This window comes from Paenibacillus oryzisoli, assembly GCF_050467285.1.
Taxonomy (GTDB): domain Bacteria; phylum Bacillota; class Bacilli; order Paenibacillales; family NBRC-103111; genus Paenibacillus_E; species Paenibacillus_E oryzisoli_A.
This window is the reverse complement of record NZ_JBCMUN010000014.1, coordinates 210,493-233,952: the sequence shown is the minus strand read 5'-3', so window position 1 is coordinate 233,952 and position 23,460 is coordinate 210,493. Positions and strand designations below refer to the sequence as shown.

The window sequence follows — 23,460 nt, the reverse complement described above, 5'->3', positions numbered from 1 at the left end:
GGCTGGCCCTAGTTAGCATCGCGAAAAGGCGCGATTTTCGCGAGCTAAAAGGGGTCAGCCCCTCTTAAATCTGACGAAATGGGCTACCACCGCTCCCAAGCCCATTCCCCCCTCCGCACCACCAACTGAAACAATGGCTTCCAAATGTGCTCGAACCGGTACTTAAACAAATTCATCTACTCTAAACACCCGCCAACCGCCAAAGTTACTTCCCCACCCCCACCGTAAGCGCTCTCTCCAAACAAACTTATACCATCGTGCGCCGCATCTGCCCAAAAACAGCATTTTTACATATTCACAAAAGGAGGGACGTCCAGTATACTTTCATTAACGATAATGATTATCAGTATCAACATATGAATCAGGGGGAAGTTCCATTATGTTTTCAAAAAAATTCGTTCACGTTTCGGCTGCAGTGATCTTATCAACACTCATGCTGGCGGGGTGCGGTACAGGCGCAGCCGATTCCAAAAACGCCGCGTCACCGGCGGCGACAACGCAAGCCTCGGCAGCACCGACGGCTGCTGCGCCGAAAGAGCGCATCCTGAAGGATGCGATGGGCCACGAAGTGAAGGTGCCGGCGGAGCCGAAGCGCGTGATCGCGCCATTCCTGGAGGACGGCTTAACAACGCTGGGCGTGAAGCCGGTTGCGCAGTGGTCGGCGAACGGCGCCCCGCAGCAATATTTGCAAAATACGCTCAGCGGCGTGCCGGTTCTGGATATGATGGGCGGCCTTAAACCGGAAGGGACACTCAGCCACATCCCGGACCTTATTATTTTGGCGGCACCGTCCTATATCAAGGCGGGTACATATGAGGATTTTTCGAAAATTGCGCCAACCTACGTACTCTCCAACGATGAGAATGACTGGAGAGGCAATCTCGCGAAGCTGGGCGAGGTGCTGGGCAAGACGAAGGAAGCGGATGAAGCGATCAAGAAGTATGACGAGAAGGTCGCTCAGACGAAGGATAAAATTCAAAAAGCCGTCGGCAGCAAATCGGCGGTATTGTTCCAATCCGCTGCGGAAAAAGGATTCAAATTGTTCGGCGCGAACTTTTACAGCGGGAAGCTGCTGTACGAAGGCGTCGGCTTCAAACAGCCGAAGCTGCTGAAAGGCGACTACGATACGTATTCGCTGGAATCGCTGGCACAGCTTGATGACGTCGATTACATCTTCGTCTTGTCGGGAACAGGCCGTCCAAAGCCGCCAACGGACAATCCGCTGTGGCAGAAGCTGCCGGCTGTGCAGCAAGGCCACGTCTACGAAGTCGATTCCGGCCACTGGTTCAATCAGAACGTGATCGCGAATCAGTTGATTTTGGATGATATTGTACGTAATCTAGTAAAATAACTGCGATTCGCAGGACGGGGACAGCTCATAAAGCTCCCGTCCTTTTATGCTTGTCAGGCAAGGAGGCAGCCTCATGAACGACGAATGCATACAGCAAGAAGCCGAGGAGGATTTGCTGGCGGCGACCTGGTTTAAGCTCACGGATGTCGAGCATATCGTGTACCGGGATTTGAACTGGCCCGCCGAACGGGATTTTATAACGGCGGATTCGTATATTTTGCTTGTGTCCGACGCGCAGGAGGGAAGACTGATCGTCAGCGGTCAGTTTGTGCAGCTCAAGCAGGGCACCGCTTTTATCAGCAAGCCGGGGCAGCTGCTGGAGCTGGGGCTGCAGCCGGAGGACGTGCAGGGCGTGTACTTGCTGCGTTTTCAAGCGTTCCGGGTAGCGCAGGCCGAGACCGGAAATAGCGCTGCACTTCAGCCGCTCCACTCGCTCCCCGGCGAAGGGGAGGCGATTCCGCTGGCACCCGCAGCCGCGGTGCAGCTCGCGAAAGTGGTCCACACCCACTTTCTGCAGGGTCAGCCGGCAGACCGGCTGCGCAGCGAAGCAGGCTTGTACGAGCTGTTAAGCCTGGTGCTGCAAAATCAGGCGCACAAAACCGCCATGGCCCTAGACTATGCCAAGTATGTGCTGGAGCGCAATTTTACCGAGGAAATTACGATTGAGAGCTTGGCGGCGACGGCGGGGCTGAGCCGGTTTCATTTTATGCGGCTGTTCAAAGAGAAGTTTGGTAAAGGCGTCATTGAATACGTCACCGAGTTGAGACTGCGTAAAGCGAAATCGCTGATGCGCGAGCTGCCGAACGCCTCCCTGCGCGAAATTGCGTATCAGGTCGGCTACAAGAATGAAATGTACCTCAGCAACATGTTCAAGAAACATATGGGCATGGCACCTGCGGTCTATATGAAAAATTCTAATCTCAAAGTCGCAGCTTACAGTTGGGTAAACATCGGGCAGCTCCTGGCGTTGCAGGTCATTCCCTATGCGGCGCCGATGGACCAGTATTGGACGGACTATTATCGGAATAAATACGCGTACGATGTCCAGGTGTCGCTTAGCCATCACTATGATTTTAATCGGTTGGCGCTGGAGCAGGCGAAGCCCGATTATATCATCGGCATCGATTGGATTCCGCCGGAGGAGCAGGAGAAGCTGGGGAGCATTGCGACTGCGCTTTTTTTGCCTTGGCAGGCCAGCTGGCGTAAGCAGCTTCTGGAGGTTGCAGCCTTCATCCATAAAACAAAGGAATCGGCCAAGTGGCTTCACAACTACGATCGCAAAGCGGCGGAGCTGAAAGCGGTGCTAAAGCCCCGTCTGGAGGATCGTCCAGTGCTTATCGTGCTTATTCATCTCAAACAGCTGCTGGTATGGGGAAAAGCTGCCGCAACCGTTTTTTACGATGACTTGGGGCTGAAAGCGCCGGATCAGCTTCACATCACGCCCTGGGTGAAAAAGATAGACCCCGCGAAGCTCGCCGATTACGAAGCCGGACACATCATCCTTCATGTAGCCAAGGATAGCGTCTCGCAGGCGGCTTGGCAGGCCATCGCCAAAGAGGACGCGTGGTGCGAGCTGCCGGCGGTCCGAGCGGGGAACGTCACCGTGACCAGCGGCATCGCCGGCATCGAAGCGCCGTGGAACGAATATTCCGCATTCGGGCAAGAGAGGCTGCTGCACCATGCGGCGGCGATGTTCGAGGCGGCTGCCGCGCCGAAATAAAGAAAGACGATACAAGCAGAATAAGCGTCTGCAAGGTATCGTCTTTTTTCATTAATTTACACTAATTTCATCAAAGCTGGCGGTCTGCTTATACGTGCGGAGGCCGATTTTGCCGGAGGCAAACGTGCTGTCCGTCACGGAGATCAAGGGAACGCCGCCGACATAGCCTGTCATCGAACTGCCGCTCAGCGCAAGCTTCAACGTGTACGTTGTACCCGTGTTCACGGTCAGCGGCGCGTCCTGGAGCAGCGTAAACGTGCCGCCGGACTTTCGATACAGCTGGACGAAATCATCCGTGGTCACACGGAGCAAATAGTAATTGTCCGCATCCTGATACCTGGCGATTAGGCCCGACGCATTAAAAGAAAGAGCATCGTACAGCTTCACATTCGCCTGAACCGCATAGTTGCTCCAGGCACTGTTCCCTGTCACCGTCACAGCTTCGCCGCCGGTCGCCGTCTGCTTGTAGACGGAACTGCCGTCCGTCACAACGTTCCACGTGCCTGTGGTCGGCGTCCATGAAAAGCCATCCCCGTCCTCAAAGTTATCCGCGTACGGTAGGCTCAGCTCGACCGCGACATTGTCGATGCTCGCGGTTTGATTATACGTACGGAATCCGATGCGACCTGCCGAAATCGTGCTGTCGCTGGCGGACACCTTCAGCGCGCCGTTCACATAGCCGGAAAGAGCACTGCCGTTCATCACGAGCTTCAACGTATAGGCCGTGCCGGTGCTGACCGTCATCGCCGTTTCCTGAAGCAAGGTGAACGTGCCGGCAGATTTCCGATACAGCTGCGCCTTGCCCGTCGTCGTGAGCCGGAACAAATAATAGTTGTCGTTGTCCGCATAGCGGCCGACAATGCCGGAGGCGTTGTTCGCGATGCTATCGTACAGCTTCATCGTCGCTTCGAGGCTGTAATTGCGCCATGCGGAGCTGTCGCCGGCAACCGAGAGCGCTTCGCCAGACGTGGCGGTCTGTTTGTATACCTTGGACGCGCCGTCCGTCACGACGTTCCACGTGCCATTCACCGGCGTCCATCCTGCGGCGGTGCCGTCCTCGAAGCCATAATGAAACGGATCGCTTGGAGCGGGAGCCGAAGGTACCGTATACGTCTGATTTGTCAGCGTGTACTTATTTTGCCCCATGATCCACTTCGTCAAATAATCCCGGCCCGCAAATTGCGCAATCCATTCCTCGCGCCCGGCATACGTGTCCTCCGCGGTCGCCTCATAGGTATGCCCATCGGTATGACCGGTACGGTTCTGCATATCGAGCACCATTTGGGCATGGTAGGGCTCCCAATAGCTGCCCTTCTGGCTGGCGAGTGTGTCAAAGCCAAACGCTGCGGCCGTCGCATCGATAAAAGCGAACTGCATGCGCCGCATTGTACCCCAATCATTGCCCTGCGGGTAATAAATGTTGGACGAGCCGTCCACATAAATCGTGCCTCCTGGAGAGCCGTAGGGAGGAGAAGCAAAATTCAAGTCGACGAGCGAATCGTACACAACGTCCGCATTAAACAGGAACGCTTCCGGCGTTGGCTTGCCTGCGAGCGTATACAGCAGCGGTGCATTAAACAGCTGGGTAATCGACGTCATGTAATCGGGATGAATAATGTTATGGTTGACCACGGTGCCGTCTTCATTGGCATTGGAGCCGTTCAGCCATTGAGCGACAGTTCGGCCGTGAAGCACGCGCGTGCTTGTCGTATCGGACGGACGGGAGTAAGCGGAGACCATAAGCTCGATGTTTTTGTTCATCCACAAGGACCAGTTCGGGTGATCGGGCATCATGGCCGTAGCGAGCTGCAGCAGGGAGGAGTTCCAGGCGTTTTCTTCCGCCTTCGTATCGCCGGCGGAGATGATGGTGCCGGATTTGTTGCGGTAATAAGGGACCGTGTAGGAGTTAAAACGATTCGCTTCGTACTCCACCATCGCGCGCACGTATTCGCGGTCTGTCGCGGACAAGTCGTCCCAGAGGATATAGCCGGCCGTCCCGGCCAAGTACGCCCAGAAGGCGGTCTGCCAGCCGTTGCCCCAGCCGGACGCGGTCGTCACTTTGTGCCGGTAGGCGAGGGAAGCGGTCAGCTTCTTGGCGATCGCCAACGCGTTCGCTTGCGTGACACCGGTGGCCGAAGCGTCATAGGCGCCGGTCTTGAGCGAAATCGCAAGCGCAAGCGCTTCGCTGGCCGGTGGGCGGATATTCGGCTCATCGACGCCGCCGAACGTCAGATACGTGCCGCTTTGCGCGGCATAGCCTTTGTTCGTCCACCACGTCGTTAGGGCGTATTTGTTGCTGTTCAGCAGCAGCGTGCGGACGCGGAGCGCATTGCTGTCAGAGGGATTGCCAGCGGTGAAGTCGCTCCAGTCGATCGGCACGACAGCCGTGCTTGATGCTTCTGCACGGTGGGCAGGGAGGGCGCCAAGCAGCAGCACGGCGGCGAGGAGCAGTGTGAACCATTTGCGGAAGGAAATCATCAGTCAGCCTCCTTGGACATCAATTAGCGTATGGGTTTCTCTCCATGCAGGGGCTAATGTGCCTTGGTGCAATTGTGATCCTTCTCTACAACGCAATTATCCTTTCAAGCCGGAGCTGGCCACCCCCTCGACAAACCATTTTTGACAAATTACGACTACGATAAGCACCGGCACAAGGGCCGATACGGAAGCCGCCATCATCAGGACATAATTCGTACCAAATTCTTCTACGTAGCTCGTGAGTCCGAGCGGAATGGTGTACAGGGATTTATCGCGCAGCATGATCAGCGGATTCTCGTAATCGTTCCAGTGCCACGTAAACGACAGAATGAGCAGCGTGACAATCGCCGGTTTTGTGAGCGGCAGACAGATTTGCCAGAAGTTGCGCCAGTAGCCTGCGCCGTCGACACGGCCGGCTTCCAGCAGTTCGTTCGGCAGCGAGGAGAAAAATTGGCGCATCAGAAACGTTCCGAACACGGTGAAGAGGCCGGGCAAAATCAGCGATGTATGCGTGTTGATCAGATGCAGTTGATCGAACAGGATGAAGCGGGGGACGAGCAGCACCTGTCCCGGAATCATCATCGTCGACAAATACAGCAGGAACAGGAAGTTGCGGCCTTTAAAGCGGATTTTGGCGAAGGCGAAGCCGGCCATGGCGCTGGTGAACAGATTGCCCACTACGGTAATCACGGTAATTTTGATGGAATTCCAGTAAAAAATATAAAACGGATCGGTGCCGCCCCACACTTTTTGATAATTTTCCCAATGCCACGTCTTCGGAATCCATTCGATCGGATAATTGAACACTTCTCCGTTAATTTTAAATGAGGTGGAGATCATCCAGAGGAACGGCAGGATCATGAGGATGGCGAAGCCGAACAATAGGACGGTCATGATCGATTTTATCCACAAGCTCCAGCCCTTGCGTTTCGCCAGGGAAGCCGATTTGGTTGTTTCGATAGAATAAGATGTTGCCATGAGGAATCGCTCCTTTGCTTAGAAGTGCTGCTGCCAGCGTTTTTGGCTCTGCCATTGAATGAGCGTAATGATGAAAATAATCGCAAACAGCACCCAGGAAACGGTAGCCGCATAGCCCATTTTGTAGAAGCGGAAGGCGAGCAGGAAGATGTGATAGGACAGCACCATGGTCGAATCGATCGGACCGCCTTGCGTCATAACCGCGACGGGACCGAAAACCTGGAACGACCAGATAATTAGCGTGATGGTGATCAGAAACGTCGTCGGCGTCAGCATGGGGACCGTAATCTGAAAAAACTGCCGAACGTTTGACGCGCCGTCAATCTCGGATGCTTCGTACAGATCCTTGGAAATGCCCTGTAAGCCTGCCAGATAAATGACCATGGCGTATCCGATGGTAACCCAGACGGACATGATAATAATGGCGATGAGCGCGGATTTGGGACTGGACAGCCAGCCCGGTGTATTCTGAATGCCGATCGCGTGAAGGAATTGGTTAATCGGCCCATTGGAAGCCCGGTACATGATACTCCAGATGACCGAGACGCCGATGAGCGAGCTGACATAAGGCAGGAAAATCAGTGTCCGCAAGGTTTGTTTGAAGTACACGTACTTATTCAAAATGACGGCAAGCAGCAGTCCTAGAATAATGGACGCCGGGACAGAGACGACTGTGAAAATCGTATTGTTTTGCAGCGCCTTAATAAATTTCGGATCATGTGGAAGCGCTTTAAAATTATCCAAGCCGACCCATTCAATACCTGCGAAGCCCTTGAGATATTCCCAATCGACAAACACGAGATACAAGCTGAATAGAATGGGCAGCAGGATAAACACGAGATACCCCGCGAAGTTGGGCAAAATGAAGAGATAACCGGCAAGGTTTTCCCTGAACTTGGACGTCTGCCAGAATGGTTTCATAAGCCTTACACCCTTTCCTGAACTGTTGATACCTTAACTTTACCAAGCATAGAAGTGAAAACCCATAGCATATTCATGCCCGTTTCTGCATTTTCATTGAAAAACCTCCGGGTAGAATCGGCCCGGAGGTTTACGTAAATCAAAGCTATTTTTTCGCGCCTTTGATCGTTTCGTCTGCGCGTTTTTTCATCGTTTCCAGCGCTTTGTCGAGTGGCTGGGCGCCGAGCAAATATTTCTCCATCTCATCCTTGTACACCGCTGTCAGTTCGGTTGGCACCGGCACGTTGTAGGACGTTGGGAACGTGTAGCTGCCAGCGAGCAGCGCCTTCAAGGATTCTTCGTCGATCAGATCTTTCCCGTCACCGATGAGGATGGAGGCGATTTTGGCCGGATCGGCTTTCTTGTTCGTTGGAATGCGTCCGCCCGCCACCATGGACATGTTGCCTTCTTGCAAGTACCAGGACATGAACTTCATGGCCGCTTCTTTGTTCTTGCTGTTTTTGTTGATGGACATATAGTCGCCCATGCCGCCGCCGGGGTTGACATTGCCGCCTGCTTTATACTGCGGGATCGGCGCGAACGAAACTTTGAAGTCATGCGGGAAGCTTTTCGTATCCTTAATGTAGCGGATAATATAAATTGCCGATGTCGCCATGGCCGCTTTGCTGGTGAGCAGTTCGTTTTGCACTGTAATTTTACCCGCTACGGCTTCGGAGTATTTCATCATCAAGCCTTTGCTCTCGAGCGATTGCTGCATCTCCAAGCCTTTCTTCAAGGCAGGGCTGTTGAAGTTCGATGCGCCGTCAGCCGTAATGAACCAATCTTGCGGTTTATCGGTTTGCAGAACAAGGTCGCCGAAGGAGGCGAGGGCCGGATCGAGCATCGTGCCTTTCATATCGCCTTTATTGAGCTTAGCGGCAAGCGCTGCAAAATCGTCCCAAGTCCAGGCTGTCGGCAATTTCTCTCCGGATGCGTCCAGCGCTTTTTTGTTAAAGAGGACAGCGCCGACGTTTTTGTTGGCTGGCAGGTAGTAGTATTTGCCGTCAGGGAATTTCTTGATGTTTTCTGCACCGATAATGCCGTTGACGTCAAAGCCCACCTTGGCGATCAGATCGTCGAGCGGTTCCGCCATACCGGCTGCCTGACGCTTCGTGATTCTGGCATCGCTGTAGTTCATGAAAATGTCCGGCGCATCCGTATTCGACAACAAGGCCGTCTCAAGCTTCAAGTTGCCGGGATCGTCGTTTACAAATCGTGTATACTCAACCTTGATGTTCGGATTCGCTTTATTCCAGTTATCGACCGCTTCTTGCGGACCGCTTTCCGGCGGAACGCCTCCCCAGAATTTCAGTGTGATCGGCTTTTGATCTGACGTTGCCGCTGCAGTAGCTGCTGACGTCGCTGCCGGCGCCGCGGAGGTGGTTGGTGTTGGTTCCGTTTTGGAGCATCCTGCAAGGAAAACGCTTACAGCAAGAGCAAGTGATGCGCTGTATCCTAGTGCTTTCTTCATGTGTTCATCCCCTTTTCTTTTGGTAATGTCATCGTAATCCATACGCTTCCAAATGAACACGGAGTATTCTTTACGAAGTAAGCATAATTCTATGATGTTCGCTGTCCGCCAAAATAGAGCTTGCGGAATTCGGTCGGATACATGCCTTCCATTTGCTTGAAGCTGCGCGAGAAATGGTTCGGGTCGGCATAGCCGATCATCTCGGAAATCTCGAAAATTTTATAGTCCGGATTTTTCAGCAGCTCGCGCGCATTTTTCATCCGTACCGCGGTCATGTAGTCCGTGATCGTTTTGCCGGTTTCCTTTTTAAAAAGAATGCTTAAATAGTTCTCGGTGTACCCGACCGTGCTCGCCAAATCCGCTACCTTCAGCGGGAAATTGTAGTTTTCCAAAATCTGCTTGATCACAATCTGAATCTCGGGGCGGAGCTTTTCCTTGCCGTGCTGGCGCTTGTAGGCCAGAAAGACCGGAATCCAGCCGACGAACCAGTCGGTGAGATCCTGCAGCGTCTCAGCTGTGCGAATGACGTGGTACGGGTACTGCTGCTCGTGCAGCGTCACGGAATAGATGTCGCCGCCGTCCGCTTTCAAGCTGCGTGCGAACAGATGAAGCAGGCTCAGCCATTGCTCGCGCACGACGGTGGGAGGAAGCGCGCTTTGCTGCATGAGGGACGCCGTCCACGTTAAGATGCGCTTCTTCATGCCTTCCGCATCCTGCGCATCGATGAGCTTCGACCATTCCTCTTCGTCCCAAGGCTCCGCCATGGCCGGAGCAGCGGACAGCTTGAGTTCCTCATACTGCACGATGCAGGCGCGCCCATAATAGAAGCGGTAGCTCAGCGCGCAGTCGGCTTTATCGTACGCTTCATGAAGCGCGAAGGTATCCGTCATGGCGGGGGAGACGCCGATCGTGACGATAATTTTCAGAAAAGCTTGCACCGCATGCTGCATTTCAGCAAGCATATTCGGATCGCGTTTGCCCGTCAGAATGCAAAATTTGCCGCCCTCGATTTCCACGAGTTCGCCGTTGTCGTATTTTTTCAAAATTTCGCTGAGCACATTTTTGACCGTATACGAAAGCAGCCGGTCGCTTTGAAACCGGTTGTTCTGCGTCAGCTCGTCGTATTTCTCGATTTGCACGACGGCCGCGGAAAGCGGGGCCTCCAACTGCTCCAGCTTGAATTCCCGGCGCATTTGCTCAATCTCGCTCCGTGTAGCATGGCCCAGCAGCAGCTCGCGCAGGCGCTTTTCCTTCACTTCGCTGCTGTATTCGTTCACCTTCTGCTCCAGCTTGGTCAGCGCCGCCTGCTCTTGCCGCTCCTGGCTAATTTGCTCGCGCAGTGTGCGCAGCTTCGCCATCAGCTCGGACGGGTTGATCTCCAGCTTGGTGACGTATTCCACAGCGCCAAGGCGCAGCGCCTGCTGCACATAGGCGAAATCGTGGTGGTTGGACAAGATCAGGCATTTGATATGCGGCCACCGTTCGCGAATTTCCTTGAGCAGCGCGAGCCCGTCCATTTCGGGCATGCGAATGTCGGTCAGCACAATGTCGCACGGCTGGGCTTCAAGGATTTGCAGCGCCTCCAAGCCGCTAGCCGCTTCACCGATAACCTGGAAATCGTCCTGGTCCCGGGGAATAATCGTTTTGAGTCCGATGCGTACCAAAATTTCATCATCCACGATCAAGATGCGCATGCTCCGCATCCCTCCTTTTCATAGGCAGCATTAATTGAAGATGAACGCCTTCGTCCGGTTTGCTCGAAATTTGCATGCCGTACTGGCTGCCGTAGTGCAGCTTGATGCGTTCGTTCACGTTGCGGATACCGATGCCGCTGAATTTGGCGTGAGGCTGATGGAGCGTCGCTTCGACCTCCTGAATCTTCTCCTCGCTCATGCCGACGCCGTTGTCCTGCAGGGAGATCAGAAGCCGATCGCCTTGCTCCTCGGCAACGAGCTCGATATGAAGCGGGAAGCGGTTGCCGTGAAGAATACTGTTTTCAACCGCAGGCTGGAGGGTGAATTTGAGCATCTCGCAGTCCAGAAGCGGCTCGGGAATCGTATAAGAGAAAGTAATTTGATCATGATACCGGATTTCCTGCAAGCTCAGGTAAACCTGCAAATAATCGAGCTCCTCCCGGAGCGTGACAAACTCTTGTTCATTACGCATCGTAAAATTCAGCAGCTTGCCCAGCTTCGTAATCATCTCGCTGACGTGCTCGGCGCCGGAGAGGAGGGCCATCCATTTGATCGAATTCAGCGTATTCAGCAGAAAATGCGGATTGATCTGCGCCTGGAGCGCCTGAAACTGCGCTTTCTGTTTGCGCCGCTGCTCGTCGTACAGGTCGTTGATGAGATTTTGCAGATGATGCACCATCTTGTTGAAATTGCTGCCGAGCATCGCCATCTCGTCCTCGCCCTTGATCTGCACCGAGGTATTGAACTCGCCTTTTCCGACTTTGTTCATCGATTTGGCAAGCTGCTTGAACGGACTTGTGACGCGCAGCATCAGAATAATGAAAGCAATGGCAAAAAGCAAAAACCACGCCATAATCCACGTAATGGATTTGTCCTTTTCCCGGCTAAGCTGTTTGGCGAAGTCCGCTTGATTCATGAACTGCACGAGATGCCAGCCGAGCTGAGGCACATAGGCGTCGTTGACCAGATACACCTTGTTGTCCACGGTAATCTCTTGCATGCCGCTGCTGTTCGTGCGGATGTTCTGAAGCGAAGCGCCTGCGAGCGCCTGATTGCTGCTCGTCCGGCCCAACAGCAGCCGCTGTTGGTCATCGTACAGCAGGGTTGTGATGCCTTCCGCTTGTTGGCTCGCGAGCTCGGAAGCGGAATAGAAGAAAACCGAGATCGGCACGCCGATAAAAAACGTTCCGTAATTGCTTGAATACGTGCCATTAATTTGCCTCGTCATTAAAACGAGATTCGTACTTGTTGCGCCGGTTTGGAGGGTATACGGGACAGACCAGTACGGAAAGCCGCTGTGCTCCCGTGTGGGAGCGAACCAGCTTTCTTTGGCGAAATCCAGAGGGTCCACCTTGGAGACGGCCGACCAGGTCGTATGCGTGTAGCCCCGATTATCGTAGATGCCGATATACGTCGAATAGTCGAGAAGCAGGTCTTTGACGTTGGACATTTTTTGCTGCAGGTTGGTCAATCGTTGGAAGTTGATATAGTTATCGGACCAGTCGGGCGGATCTTTCAAAAACTTTTCCGTTTCGAGATCGTTAATGATCAACGCGGAGGCGGAAATCATGCGAACCGCCATGTCGTTCATCGTACTCGCTTTTTGAGTAACGGCGGTAAGATTGGACTGGTTCAGCTGCACCTGTACGATGTGTTCCGAATTTTTATAGAAGCGGTACAGAATGATGACGACGGGAAGAATGATCAGCAAGAACAGGGACACGAGAATCTTGCCCCGCAAAGTTTTGAGTGGGCTGCGCAGCATTCGCATAGCGGTCACCGTTCCATGGAATTTTCCCAGAGAGAGGAATTGCTTCTATCATACAACGAGAACCCCGGTGACGCTAGGCGTGCATGGAAACGGGGAGGAAAGAACAAAGAAAATGACGGAAAGAGCAAAGAATTTGCGAGAGGGAAAAAGAGAGGGAAGGTAACTACCTAGGTCTCCTGGGTATACGAAGCAACGTTATGCCAGTTTAGCAAGTGTGCGAGCGGAGCGAGAGAGGCTATTTGACCCCGACTCTGCCGTTGGTATCGAAGCCTGCAGAAAAGTAGGGATTTTCCTCTTCCCGCTACTGATTCCATGAAATGCCTGCAATTGCGCAGGTATTCTCGACGAGAACCCTCTTTTTGAGAGAACCTGGCCAAAAAAACTGCTTTATCGCAGGTTTTTTGGCTGCACACGCCATTTTTGCGGAAAATTCCTGCTTTCTTGCAGGCATTGCTTCGGTGCGCTTTGGCGAGGATGAATGTGCTGTTCGCCTATGATTGATATTCGCAAGATTTGTACTTAAAATGAATAAAAAAGCGGCTGTGTTGCCAGCTGAACTTATCCTATTCCTAGATGAAGGAGAAGAGTTATGTCCCAACTTCTTGTTAAATCGAGCTTGCTCTCCACATGGCTTGGTCCGCATAAGGACGTCCAGCGCCTTCAGCTCGCCACATTGCTGCGCAGCGTCGGACAAGGGCTGGCGCTGGTCGACATCTCCCTGTTCTTGAAGGAGCTAGGGTGGAGCGGGGGCGCGATCGGCACGGTGCTCGCCCTCGCAGGCTTGCTGCGAACTGGGCTGACGCTGTTCACGGCAGAGCTCGGCAGGCTGCTTGGCGCCAAGCGATGCCTGCTGCTGTTTGAAGGGCTCGTCCTGCTTGGCGCGGTGCTCGCGGTGTTTTTCTCGCAGCAGCTCGTACTCGACGCTGCGTTCATGTTGTCCGGCCTCGGCGGCGGTCATGCCGGCACGGGCGGGCCGATGGCGCCGATCGAGCGGCGCTGGCTGGCGGCGTATGACCGGAAGAAGACCGGTCATGTGTATCACACGAACGCGCTGCTAAGCTGCGCGGGGCTGGGTGCAGGCTGCCTGCTGGCCTGCCTGCACCTGGTGTGGAGCGGCCTGTTGCCTGGCGCCAGCGGCTACAGGCCGATTTTCCTGCTGCTCGTCGCGCTTAGCGCGGGCAGCATTGTTCTGCTGCTCCGCCTGCAGGGCGGCGAGCGGAAAGCGCCAGCGCCGGCTGCTCCGCAGGCGGAGCCGGCGGTCGGCAAGAAGGCGAACGACTTCGCGCTGTTCGCCGGTCTGGTGCTCGGCGCGCTGGTCATCGGCGGCCTGTTCGCGCTGTTTCGGCGCCTCGGCTGGCACGAAGTGTCGCTGTATGCGCCGATTGTGCTGTTTCTCGTCCTGCTGCTGATTCCGAATCTGCGGCTGCTGGTCAGGCGTTCCGGCGCTTCAGGCGATGCGAGGACGGCGGAGGAGCTTAAACAGCTGGTGACACAGCTCAGCGGCATTGCCGGAGGCCTGACCAGTACGATGACGTCGTACTGGTTCGCCGTGAGGTTCAACGCGTCGCCGGGCTGGATCGGCGTCGTCATGGGCCTCTCTTACCTCGCAGCGGGAGGCTGGTCGTACTTGGCGCCGAAACATGCGGAGAAGATCGGCACCGTGCGCGTGGTCGTCATTTTGCATCTGCTGGCGATTGCCTGTCTGCTGGCCCTGCCGTGGACGACATCGTTCTGGGTGGCGGCTTTGCTGGAAATCGGCTGCACCGCCTGCAACCTCGGGACGCGCGGCAACCGGACTGCGATGCTGATGGAAGAGGCGCCGCGCGGCAAGCGCTCCCTGATCGTGAAGATGAATTATGTCATCCTTCGCTTGGGCGCAGTGCTCTGGCCCGGCGCATTCGGTAAATTCATCGACGCGGGGCGGATGGTCGCACCGTTTTACATCGTCGGTGCGCTGCAACTGCTGGCGACGTTCTTGTTTGCCAGCGTGTATGGCAAAGGGCGGAAGCCCACGCCGATGTAAGACCTGGCATGTCAGGGGGGACGCATTTTTTAAGGCAAGAGGAACGTAGAAACGCTATTTGCAGGGATTCGGCGCATTTGTGCCTCTAGCGGAACGAGAAGGCTTTATTTGCACATATTTGGGTGAAATGGACGTCTGGGGGCCGAAATAAGGCCACCTCGTTCCGCTTTCTGGCGGAAAGCTGAATCATTCGTCGAAATAGCGGCATACAGTTCCGCAAGGAGGGGAGACGTTGAAAAAACTGGATTTGGGGTGCGACGGCATGGACAAGAATTCTGTTTATCGAACAAACATTATAGGTGGTGGAGAGGTTGGCGCCATCTCGGTTGACATGGATAAGCGTGTTGTGCATGAAACAAATAGCTTATTTTGGGATACAAAAGGGAGCGATGTTTTAGGAGAAACCGCCCTTCCTTTGTATGGCGCATTTGTCTCAGAAGAGAAGTGCCAGCTTTTTGGCGATGTCTCAGGAAAAAAGCTGCTGGAAATCGGCTGCGGAAGCGGTCAATCTTTGCAATATTTGGGGGAACGCCATGCATCTGAACTATGGGGAATGGATATCTCAGAAAATCAAATCGAAAAGACGAAGCAACGTTTGACAGAGCGAGGTCTTTCGGCTCGATTGATCTGTTCTCCGATGGAAGAAGAATGCGGCATACCAGGTGACTATTTCGACTTTGTGTATTCGATTTATGCCATAGGCTGGGCAACAGACCTTGAGGGTACTTTTCGCCGGATTGCTGCTTACCTAAAAAAAGACGGCGCATTTATTTTCAGTTGGTCTCACCCTATACACAAATGTGTTGCTGCAGAAAATAACAGGCTTGTTTTTAAAAAATGTTATTTCGATGAATCGTGGTATTCGGCATCTCTTGACGGAAGTACGCTGGCCTTATCGGACCGTAAACTATCAACCTATGTGAACGCGCTGGCAAAAGCCGGATTTGTCATTGAGGAAATGATTGAGGAATCCGATGAGGATATGATGCAATCACGCAGCGGCGATTTTGCCCAAAAAGCAAAGATGCTTCCTGTCACTTTTGTCATCAAGGCAAGAAAACGATAGGATCTGTTCGTTCCATAAACAAGCGGCAGTCTAGGATATTTTCAAGTCCTGGACTGCCGCTTGTTCGCGGAAAGGGGGACTCCCCGGCCCCTGCCCCGCGCGCCTACACCAGCGGCGAAGCCAGCACCACGGCAGCGAGAAAAACGAGCTGCAGCACGGTGCGGAGGAACAGCCGGGGCACAGGGCTGCCGGCGATGGTGAGGCGATGTTTGGCGGCGTAGACGTTGGCGGGGAACATCGCCAGAAATAAGAGCACGAGGCAGAGCGCGCTCGCAAGTGAAAGGGCGGGCAGCAGGATGCCGATAGCCCCGGCAATTTCAAGGAGGCCCGTCACGGTGACGATCAAGGCCGGATTCGGAAAAGTCGGCGGTACCATGCGGACGAGATCTGCCCGCCTTTTGCCCCAATGTGCAGAGGCAGTCAGCAGCAGCATCAGAGCGACGGCGGCTTGCAGCGCGTGCTGCCAATTGTCGAAATAGCCTGCGCCAAGCCAGCCGATACAGCGGAACAGGATGAACGATGAGACTAATGCGATAAAAGGTGCCATTTCAATTTCCTCCTTGATTATTTGGTAGGAAGCTCGCGTTTACGCTTTCAAGATGCGCGCCATAAATCCTGAAAGCTTTTCCGCCAGAATCCCGGCGCTTCGGCCGATCGGCAGCATGGAGCGGACGCGCAGTCCAAGGGTAAGCAGGACGAAGGTTTCGGCGGTCTCATCGGCGTCCAACGAGGCGTGAATGACGCCATGCTGCTGGCCTGCGACAATCCACATTTTAGAATACCGGATGGATTGCTCATAAAATTGCTGCAGTGCTTCCGCCACCGCGGGATCGGCTTCTTTGCCGAGCAGGTAAATGAACACCTTGTTGGTGACATCGCCGGGATCTGTAATCGACATCATGCCGTTCGCAATGCGCTGCATAGGCCCTTCAAAGGTAGCTGGCTCCTGCTCGGCCGCGGATTGAAACTGTTCGTTCGTAGATTCAAGCCGTTCCTGAAGCACCCAGGCGAAAATCTCGTCTTTGCTTTTGACATAATGGAAAATAGCGCCTTTCGAGAGGCCTGATCGTTCCATGAGGTCCTTCATGGTCAGCGCTTCGCAGCCTTTTTCGGCGATAAGTTGTTTGACGGCGGTCAGCAAGCGACCAGTGGTCAGTTCGCGGCGTTCTTCGTTCTTCATGATGAGTGTCCTCTTTCAAATGGAGTTGATATGCTCATTATACAAACAGACCATCGGTTTGTAAATGGTGAAATATGATGCTTACGAGTAAAAAGAAAAGCCGCCGGAAAGCCGAAAATTCGACTTCCTGGCAGCTTTGTATAGACGCGTGCAGCCTTGCGTTCTTATTTCGCCGCATTCTCAGCAACTTCCGCAAGGAATTGCTCAGAGGTTCTGCTTCTGCCGATCCGCGGGAAGATGAATTTGCACGTCGCGTCGTGCTCTTCTTGCGCAGTGCTTATCATGCCGTCGGTGATAAAAATCTGATTATAGCCGTGCTGGAACGCTTCGCGCGCCGTCGTCTCAACGCCGATGTTGGTGGAGATACCGCACAGCACAATCGTATCGATGCCGCGGCGGCGCAGCTGCACGTCCAGGTCGGTGCCGAAGAAGGCGCCCCAATTGCGCTTCGTGACGATATGGTCGCCTTTGGTCACGCCAAGCTCCGGCACGAACTCCGCCCAATCTGCGGGGAGCGAAGGCGCGCCGCTTGCTGCAGGGAGATCGGTGATAGGCGCCAAGCGATCGCGGCCATCCAGGAAATCGACATTGACAAAGGTGATAAAGCCGCCCTGTTCCCGAAAAAGGCTGACAATCGGCGCGACTTTATCAATAACGGTCTGCGCGCCAGGGATGCGGGTGATGCCTTTTTGCAGGTCGATGATGACTAGCGCTGTTTTTTGAAAATCGAGTTGAATCGGGTTCATGGGTGAATTCCTCCGTTTACGATAGATTTAAGTTGCGTTTTTACGAGGCGCCCGTTGGGAAGCACTATATTTAAAAAACAACCGCAGAAGCGGCGGCACCGCAAAGAAAATAAAGAACGTTCGAAACACCTGATAGCCCGCAACAATCGAGAGATCGGCGCCGATTTCATGGGCGATAATGCCCATTTGATCCATCCCGCCGGGAGCCAGGCTGAGCAGGGCGGTTGACTGGGTGACCGGCTGTAAGCTCGCGAACAAGGCGCTGAGTCCGAAGGAGCCGATGACCAACAAAAGGCCGGAGACGATCGCGAGCGAAATCGTTTGGAGCTTGCGATCGAGCTGGCCGGGCTTTAGCATCAGGCCGACGTTAACACCGATCATCACCTGCGCGGCGCAGATGAGGAGGGATGGCAGCGGCGGACCGTGCACGCCAAGCAGCTGCAAGGCGGCTGTGCCGAGAGCCGGCCCCAGGAAAAATGCGGTCGGAAATTTGATCCGATCGCCCAGCAGGGCGCAAGCGGCACTTACCGCGGCGAACAGCAAAATGTTCGGGAACAAGCCGCTCCACGTCGCGGAGGAGGATGCAGAGGCGACCGCCGCCGCCACGTCGGATCTATGGTTCCCCATGATTGGACTAAACACGAGCAGCGGAACACATACTACGATCATCATGAGCCTGATCACCTGTGTAATCGTGACGATCGTTAGGTTAATGCCCTCGGTCTCTTCCGCTAAAATGACCATTTGCGTCAGTCCGCCTGGAATGCTGCCGAGCAGCGACGTTTTGAAGTTGACGCCGGACAGCTTGGAAACCAGATAGGCGAGCGAGCCGCATAACAGCATCAAGAGCACGGTCATCCCGATCATAGAGGGCAGTTGAATGGCCATTTGATGCAGCGCGGCAGCGGTTAGGGAAAGGCCGATCGTGTAACCGACGATGCCCAAAGCGACATTGCGGAACTGCCCAGGCCAGCGATAACGGTCTTTGAAAATGCTTGAGCCGATCAGGACGGCGATCATCGGTCCCAGCATCCAGGGGATGGGGATGTGCAGCAAGCGGAATACATAGCCGCCAAGCAGTGCAGTAGCGAGGGAGGTCAGAACTTTGACCGCTTGCTGAATTCTGGGGCTCATGGCAAGGAGCACCTTCTTTCCTATTTGTAAATAAACTGTGAATTAATTTGCACAATTTAGGTGAAAAAAATTTACTCAATCAGGTTCGCTAATGTATATGTGCCGAGAATCTGCGTTACCTGCGTATTAATATCGCCCATGAGCTGTTGAAAAGCGTGATTGACCTTTTGACCGAAAAGATGGTCACCCGTCGTATCCAGCATGCGATCCCAGATCGGTTCCTCATCATGGAGCGCAGCATAGATCTGCATAAGCGTAATTTGATCCGGACGTCTGGCGAGCTGGTAGCCGCCTGTTCGGCCTTGCCTTACTTCAATCATATCCGCCTCGCGCAATTGGGATAAAATTTTACGAAGCGCCGTCGGCTCGCAGCGGATCTGATCCGCCATTTCCGAGCTGGACAGCTGCTCGTCGGGATGGATGGCAAGCACGATCAGCGCTTGCAGGCCGAAGCCGAACCTTTTTAATTGTGCCAAGCGGGATCGACCTGCCTTTGTGTAGTTAATATATGTGCTGATTTTAGCACAAATTAGCTGAGGAAGCAAACCATGAGCGAAAGTTTACGTTGACGTTAACGTTAAATCGAGTTAATATTAAAAACGTAGCAAATGCTGAGCGGAAGGGAGTTACACATGGATACTTTTAAAATTGATGATGTGGCAAAAGAATGCGGTTTGACGAAACGCACGATTCGCTATTGGGAAGAGATTGGGCTGCTCATGGCGCCGGAGCGAAGCGAAGGAGGCATGCGGCTCTATACACGGCAGCATATCGAGCGGTTGCAGCAGATTATGAAGGCACGCGATGTCTTGGGCTACACCCTTCAGGAAATCCAGGAATTCGTTGCCATCCGTGAGGAACTGCTCAATCATCGGCAAACGTATTTGAATGTCGAAGATCAAGAGCAGAAGAAGCAGGAACTGCTGGAAATGAAGCGCATTGTATCTCAACAGATCGAAATGGTCGATCAGAAGCTGGAGACTTTGAAAGAATTCCGCAAAGAGCTGGATCAGATGACGACGCGGATTGAGAACGGACTTGTCCAGCTGCAAACTACACCTAGAAAAGGAGATTCTAACTAACATGTCAGTCGCACAAAAATCTTCGGGATCGCTGCAACCGCGCAGCACGTCTATGTTCAATCAACCGATGGCCGTTTGGGCGATCGCTTTCGCGAGTATTATCGCGTTCATGGGGCTCGGCCTCGTCGATCCGATTCTGCCGATGATGAAGGATCAATTGCATGCATCAGACAGCCAATTGACGATGCTTTTTACAAGTTATAATGCTGTGATGGCCGTCGCCATGCTGGTGACAGGTGTTATTTCATCCAAGCTGGGGATCAAAAATATGCTCCTTAGCGGGATCGTCCTTATCGCTTTATTCTCGGCGCTTGCCGGTAACGCAAGCAGCGTTACGGAAATAGCCTGGCTTCGCGCAGGTTGGGGCCTAGGGAATGCCTTTTTCGTGGCAACAGCATTGTCCGGACTCGTTTCCCTCTCCCGTGCGGGTGTGGCGAAATCGATTATTTTATTCGAAGTTGCCGTCGGTCTCGGCATTTCCGTAGGGCCTCTGCTCGGCGGCGAGCTGGGCGCCATCTCCTGGCGGGCGCCGTTCTACGGCGTTGCCTGCTTGATGGTGATCGCCTTCTGCGCAATTTTCTTTATGATGCCTCGTAAAACGGCAGTTGCTAACGCGCCAACGGCTGCAGCCGGCGTGCCGAAGAAAAAAGCTTCTTTGCTCGACCCGTTCCGCGCGTTGAAGCACCGTTCGCTCCTTGTTTTCGGGTTGGGTGCGATGCTGTATAACTTCGGTTTCTTCACCCTGCTGGTGTACGCGGCGTTAGTGCTCGGCCATCTGCATCATATGGATGTGCACGGGCTCGGCTACGTGTTCCTGGGGTGGGGGCTATGTTTGGCTTTTACCTCCGTGTTTACAGCACCGACGCTGCAAAAGAAACAAGGCACGATTAAAGCGATGTGCATTCAATTACTGCTCTTCGCCGTTACCTTGTTTGCGATGGGCTATTGGACGACGGAAAAAGCGGTTGTCGTAACGATGGTTATTGCAGCCGGTCTGTTCCTCGGCAACAACAATACGCTCATTACGACAGCTGTTATGAACGCCGCGCCTGTCGAGCGTCCAACCGCTTCCGCGGCGTACAGCTTCCTGCGCTTCATCGGCGGCGCGCTGGCCCCTTACTTTTCCGTGAAATTCGCGGAATGGTTCAATTTCCATGCGCCGTTCTATATCGGCGGCGGCTTCGTCGTGCTAGCCGTGATCGTCATCTGGCTGAACAAAAAGCACCTGCAGCACGTCGATCACGCCGGCGGCCATTAATTACACGCACATACCTCCATGGGCAAGATGAAGCCTATGGAGGTATTTTGGCTAGCATGAACCGCATTCCTCCCAGCAAGAGTCGCATTCCTGCAAAAAGGCAGGAATTTTACGATACTAGCTTCGATTTTGAGGAAAGCCTGCGATAAGGCAGTTATTTTTTGAGAATGAGCCCAGGCAGCCTGAATATAGCCCAGAAGCCTGCTTTTTCGCAGGCATTCTGCTTCAAACGGCCTCTGTAGCAGCAAATTCCTGCCTTATCGCAGGCATTTCCGCATACCGCAAACACTAATTTGTCTATACGCCACCCGCTCATACTCAAAGCTGTACCTCTCGCTCACTACAGCCACAACCCTTTCCTCGCAAGCTGGCGGAGCTCATAACGAACAACATGTTTACCGCCGGGTCCTGCCACGGGGGAGAGTAACGATTTGGAGCAAAGCGACTGAAGTGTTTTGACTGCGGTGCGGTGACCGACGTGAAGATGTTGTTCGACATCAATCGGGCGTAAGGGGCGGGCAAGCCGGTAAGCTAAACGGAGTGCTTCGCGTTCAACGGCTTCCTGAAGTTGTTGCGGCGTGCCGTCAGCTTGAAAGTAGCTCAGCACCATGCGCAAAAGCGATACACAAAGTTCTGGCCGATGCGCCACGTCATCGTAGGCGAAGGAAATAACGCGGTACCCCATGGCGGTCAAAAACGTTTCCCGATTCAGCTCATAACAATAAGATTGCCTGTCCATGTCACGAACGTGGGGACAAAAAAATGAACGACCGCGCCAATCCAGTACTTCGAATTCCGGATGAAGGTTGTCGAACTGCCCCCGCAGCGGCCACCAACCTCACGGCAGAAAAGCTTTTCAGCCTCCCGATGCCCGCGTTCGAGCCGCCCTTTGCGCTCCCCGGATCTCGCTTCCACATGCTTCTTCACAAATGCTTCATGCGCTAATTCAAATTCCATCAAAGTTCCTCCTCTGAAAATAAAAAAACGCCCTGCCCCCATGAATTAACATGGGTGTGCAGGACGTTCTTCGTCTTTCCTTCAGTATACTTCGCACGAAGCCAAGCTGTAAACTTCTAAACCATCACAGGCACCCGGTCGTACGCGAGCTTTTCGATAATCTCGCGGTGCTGCGGGTACCAACCGAGCAATTGTTCTTTCGCAAACAATTCGAAATCCTGAAAATCAAAGCCCGGCGACACCATGCAGCCGACAAGCGAGAAGGTGTCCGGTTCCATTACGGAAGAGCCGAAAATCGAATTTTTCGGCACGACGTACTGCGGGCGCTCGCCGTGCTCGAGGTCGAGTCCGAGCTTGACCTTTTCGTAGACGCCGTCCGGGTGAATGACGTGAATCGTAAGCGGACTACCGGCATGATAGTACCAGAGCTCGTCCGATTGTAAGCGGTGAAAATGAGAGACATCCTTGGACTCTAGCAAAAAGTAAATGCTCGTATACAGCAGTCGGGTGCCCTTGAATTGCACGGACAACTCCCGATCCGTTATGCGTTCCTCAGCTTGGTACGTTCTCTTGTAGTAGCCGCCTTCGGGATGCGCTTCAAGGTCAAGCTTGGCGATCCAGTAGTCGGGTTTCGTCATCAACATGCGATTATTCATTCCTTTAATCTCGTAATCGCACAATTATAATAGATTTTCCCGCGGGAAACAATCCAATGAAAAAGATTGCCACTCCCGCAGCCGATCAGGCAAAGGAGCGACAATCCGTTGAAACGCAATCCCACCAAAACTTAGCGGTGCTCGACGAGGTCGATGGCCCCGAGAATCACATGGGCTACACCAAAGCCGAGTACCCCGACGCCAAGAAGCTTATACTTGCTTTTCAGCATTGTCGCACCGGATGCAGAAACGACGGTTCCTAATACAGCGGGTATCAATCCTTCACGCATGAACAACACTCCTTAGGTTGAAGTTTGGCAAGACAGGTTAGTTTGCCGCAGGAGGACGTTTCTCATACCGACATACCGATTCATTTGGCGATGAAGACAGACTTGGCGAACTCCTGTTCTGGAAGTATAATGAAAAAGACAGCGAGATGAGGAGGCGAGATGCGTTGAAGCGTGTGCGTTTGCGTGTGAAAATGCCCGGATGGCTTCTGCTTGTGATCATTCTGATCGTGGCGGTTTACTGGGTGCGTTCCGAGTTCGGGACGAATCAGAATCAGCCTGCGATCGAGCAAGGCAATGTCGTGACGCTGGTGTTCCCTAAGGATCGTTATCCGGAAACCGGTGAGCACATCAAGTCGGCGATTGAGCGGGGAGAATCGTCGGAATGCACGATTAATCGGGAAGGCGCAGAGCACAATCGGGATTTATCGTTAAAAGGGATTCCGACCAAAAAAGGCTACGACCGCGACGAATGGCCCATGGCGATGTGCGCCGAGGGCGGCGCGGGTGCGGATATAGAGTATGTCACACCGTCGGATAATCGGGGCGCGGGCTCCTGGATTTCGAATCAATTGGAGCCGTATCCGAACGGCACAAGGGTGAAAATCATTGTGAAATGAAAAAATCCCTCTTGCGGACAAGAACGAA

General features: G+C 53.7%; 22 protein-coding genes. 7 read left to right on the top strand and 15 right to left on the bottom strand.

Annotated features, from left to right (window positions below; all coding sequences use genetic code 11):
* Positions 1–379 precede the first annotated feature (379 nt).
* Positions 380–1,351 (top strand): ABC transporter substrate-binding protein, encoded by a 972-nt coding sequence (locus ABE504_RS24215; RefSeq protein ID WP_430093706.1) that lies wholly within the window; start codon positions 380–382, stop codon positions 1,349–1,351.
* A gap of 73 nt (positions 1,352–1,424) precedes the next feature.
* Positions 1,425–3,071 (top strand): helix-turn-helix domain-containing protein, encoded by a 1,647-nt coding sequence (locus tag ABE504_RS24210; protein ID WP_430093703.1) that lies wholly within the window; start codon positions 1,425–1,427, stop codon positions 3,069–3,071.
* Between the two features lie 51 nt (positions 3,072–3,122).
* Here the strand turns inward: ABE504_RS24210 and ABE504_RS24205 are convergent, their stop codons facing one another.
* The 6 genes from ABE504_RS24205 to ABE504_RS24180 all read right to left on the bottom strand — a co-directional run bounded on the left by ABE504_RS24205 (position 3,123) and on the right by ABE504_RS24180 (position 12,417).
* On the bottom strand, positions 3,123–5,549 hold the full coding sequence (locus tag ABE504_RS24205; protein WP_430093701.1) for a family 16 glycoside hydrolase: 2,427 nt from the start codon (positions 5,547–5,549) through the stop codon (positions 3,123–3,125).
* Between the two features lie 96 nt (positions 5,550–5,645).
* On the bottom strand, positions 5,646–6,527 hold the full coding sequence (locus tag ABE504_RS24200; RefSeq protein WP_430093699.1) for a carbohydrate ABC transporter permease: 882 nt from the start codon (positions 6,525–6,527) through the stop codon (positions 5,646–5,648).
* Positions 6,528–6,545: 18 nt separating this feature from the next.
* The gene (locus tag ABE504_RS24195) at positions 6,546–7,448 is read right to left on the bottom strand and encodes a carbohydrate ABC transporter permease (RefSeq protein WP_430093696.1); all 903 of its coding nucleotides are present in this window, start codon (positions 7,446–7,448) and stop codon (positions 6,546–6,548) included.
* Between the two features lie 145 nt (positions 7,449–7,593).
* On the bottom strand, positions 7,594–8,958 hold the full coding sequence (locus ABE504_RS24190; RefSeq protein ID WP_430093694.1) for an ABC transporter substrate-binding protein: 1,365 nt from the start codon (positions 8,956–8,958) through the stop codon (positions 7,594–7,596).
* 89 nt (positions 8,959–9,047) lie between these two features.
* Positions 9,048–10,652, bottom strand: coding sequence for a response regulator (locus tag ABE504_RS24185; RefSeq protein WP_430093691.1), 1,605 nt, complete (start codon positions 10,650–10,652; stop codon positions 9,048–9,050).
* Positions 10,630–12,417, bottom strand: coding sequence for a cache domain-containing sensor histidine kinase (locus ABE504_RS24180; protein ID WP_430093688.1), 1,788 nt, complete (start codon positions 12,415–12,417; stop codon positions 10,630–10,632). The genes ABE504_RS24185 and ABE504_RS24180 overlap by 23 nt, the downstream gene beginning before the upstream one ends.
* 595 nt (positions 12,418–13,012) lie before the next feature.
* Between ABE504_RS24180 and ABE504_RS24175 the strand changes: the two genes are divergently transcribed.
* Entirely contained in the window at positions 13,013–14,446 is a 1,434-nt protein-coding gene (locus ABE504_RS24175) for a hypothetical protein (RefSeq protein WP_430093685.1), read from the top strand.
* 262 nt (positions 14,447–14,708) lie between these two features.
* A complete protein-coding gene (locus tag ABE504_RS24170; RefSeq protein WP_430093806.1) occupies positions 14,709–15,512 on the top strand; it encodes a class I SAM-dependent methyltransferase in 804 nt (267 codons plus the stop codon).
* A 103-nt stretch (positions 15,513–15,615) separates the two neighbouring features.
* On the opposite strand, the gene ABE504_RS24165 is transcribed toward ABE504_RS24170, so the two are convergent.
* From ABE504_RS24165 to ABE504_RS24145, 5 genes are all read right to left on the bottom strand, one after another.
* On the bottom strand, positions 15,616–16,059 hold the full coding sequence (locus ABE504_RS24165) for a DoxX family protein (protein ID WP_430093683.1): 444 nt from the start codon (positions 16,057–16,059) through the stop codon (positions 15,616–15,618).
* A 39-nt stretch (positions 16,060–16,098) separates the two neighbouring features.
* Positions 16,099–16,692 carry a TetR/AcrR family transcriptional regulator gene (locus ABE504_RS24160; RefSeq protein ID WP_430093680.1) on the bottom strand — a complete coding sequence of 198 codons (594 nt, stop codon included), beginning with the start codon at positions 16,690–16,692 and terminating at the stop codon, positions 16,099–16,101.
* A 164-nt stretch (positions 16,693–16,856) separates the two neighbouring features.
* Positions 16,857–17,438, bottom strand: a complete 582-nt coding sequence (locus ABE504_RS24155; RefSeq protein WP_430093678.1) for an isochorismatase family protein — start codon at positions 17,436–17,438, stop codon at positions 16,857–16,859.
* Between the two features lie 27 nt (positions 17,439–17,465).
* Positions 17,466–18,572 carry an AbrB family transcriptional regulator gene (locus ABE504_RS24150; protein WP_430093675.1) on the bottom strand — a complete coding sequence of 369 codons (1,107 nt, stop codon included), beginning with the start codon at positions 18,570–18,572 and terminating at the stop codon, positions 17,466–17,468.
* Positions 18,573–18,643: 71 nt separating this feature from the next.
* Positions 18,644–19,048 (bottom strand): Rrf2 family transcriptional regulator, encoded by a 405-nt coding sequence (locus ABE504_RS24145; RefSeq protein WP_430093672.1) that lies wholly within the window; start codon positions 19,046–19,048, stop codon positions 18,644–18,646.
* A 156-nt stretch (positions 19,049–19,204) separates the two neighbouring features.
* On the opposite strand from ABE504_RS24145, the gene ABE504_RS24140 reads away from it, so the two are divergent.
* Positions 19,205–19,654, top strand: coding sequence for a MerR family transcriptional regulator (locus ABE504_RS24140; protein ID WP_430093670.1), 450 nt, complete (start codon positions 19,205–19,207; stop codon positions 19,652–19,654).
* A 1-nt stretch (position 19,655) separates the two neighbouring features.
* The gene (locus tag ABE504_RS24135; protein ID WP_430093669.1) at positions 19,656–20,912 is read left to right on the top strand and encodes an MFS transporter; all 1,257 of its coding nucleotides are present in this window, start codon (positions 19,656–19,658) and stop codon (positions 20,910–20,912) included.
* Between the two features lie 340 nt (positions 20,913–21,252).
* Here the strand turns inward: ABE504_RS24135 and ABE504_RS24130 are convergent, their stop codons facing one another.
* The 4 genes from ABE504_RS24130 to ABE504_RS24115 form a co-directional block, all read right to left on the bottom strand.
* Positions 21,253–21,606: a hypothetical protein gene (locus ABE504_RS24130; protein WP_430093666.1), complete on the bottom strand. Its 354-nt coding sequence runs from the start codon at positions 21,604–21,606 to the stop codon at positions 21,253–21,255.
* Between the two features lie 14 nt (positions 21,607–21,620).
* Positions 21,621–21,869, bottom strand: a complete 249-nt coding sequence (locus ABE504_RS24125; RefSeq protein ID WP_430093663.1) for a hypothetical protein — start codon at positions 21,867–21,869, stop codon at positions 21,621–21,623.
* A gap of 116 nt (positions 21,870–21,985) precedes the next feature.
* The gene (locus ABE504_RS24120) at positions 21,986–22,525 is read right to left on the bottom strand and encodes a cupin domain-containing protein (protein ID WP_430093660.1); all 540 of its coding nucleotides are present in this window, start codon (positions 22,523–22,525) and stop codon (positions 21,986–21,988) included.
* Between the two features lie 131 nt (positions 22,526–22,656).
* Positions 22,657–22,815 (bottom strand): hypothetical protein, encoded by a 159-nt coding sequence (locus tag ABE504_RS24115; protein WP_056616564.1) that lies wholly within the window; start codon positions 22,813–22,815, stop codon positions 22,657–22,659.
* 191 nt (positions 22,816–23,006) lie between these two features.
* Between ABE504_RS24115 and ABE504_RS24110 the strand changes: the two genes are divergently transcribed.
* On the top strand, positions 23,007–23,432 hold the full coding sequence (locus ABE504_RS24110; protein WP_430093803.1) for a NucA/NucB deoxyribonuclease domain-containing protein: 426 nt from the start codon (positions 23,007–23,009) through the stop codon (positions 23,430–23,432).
* Positions 23,433–23,460: the final 28 nt, after the last annotated feature.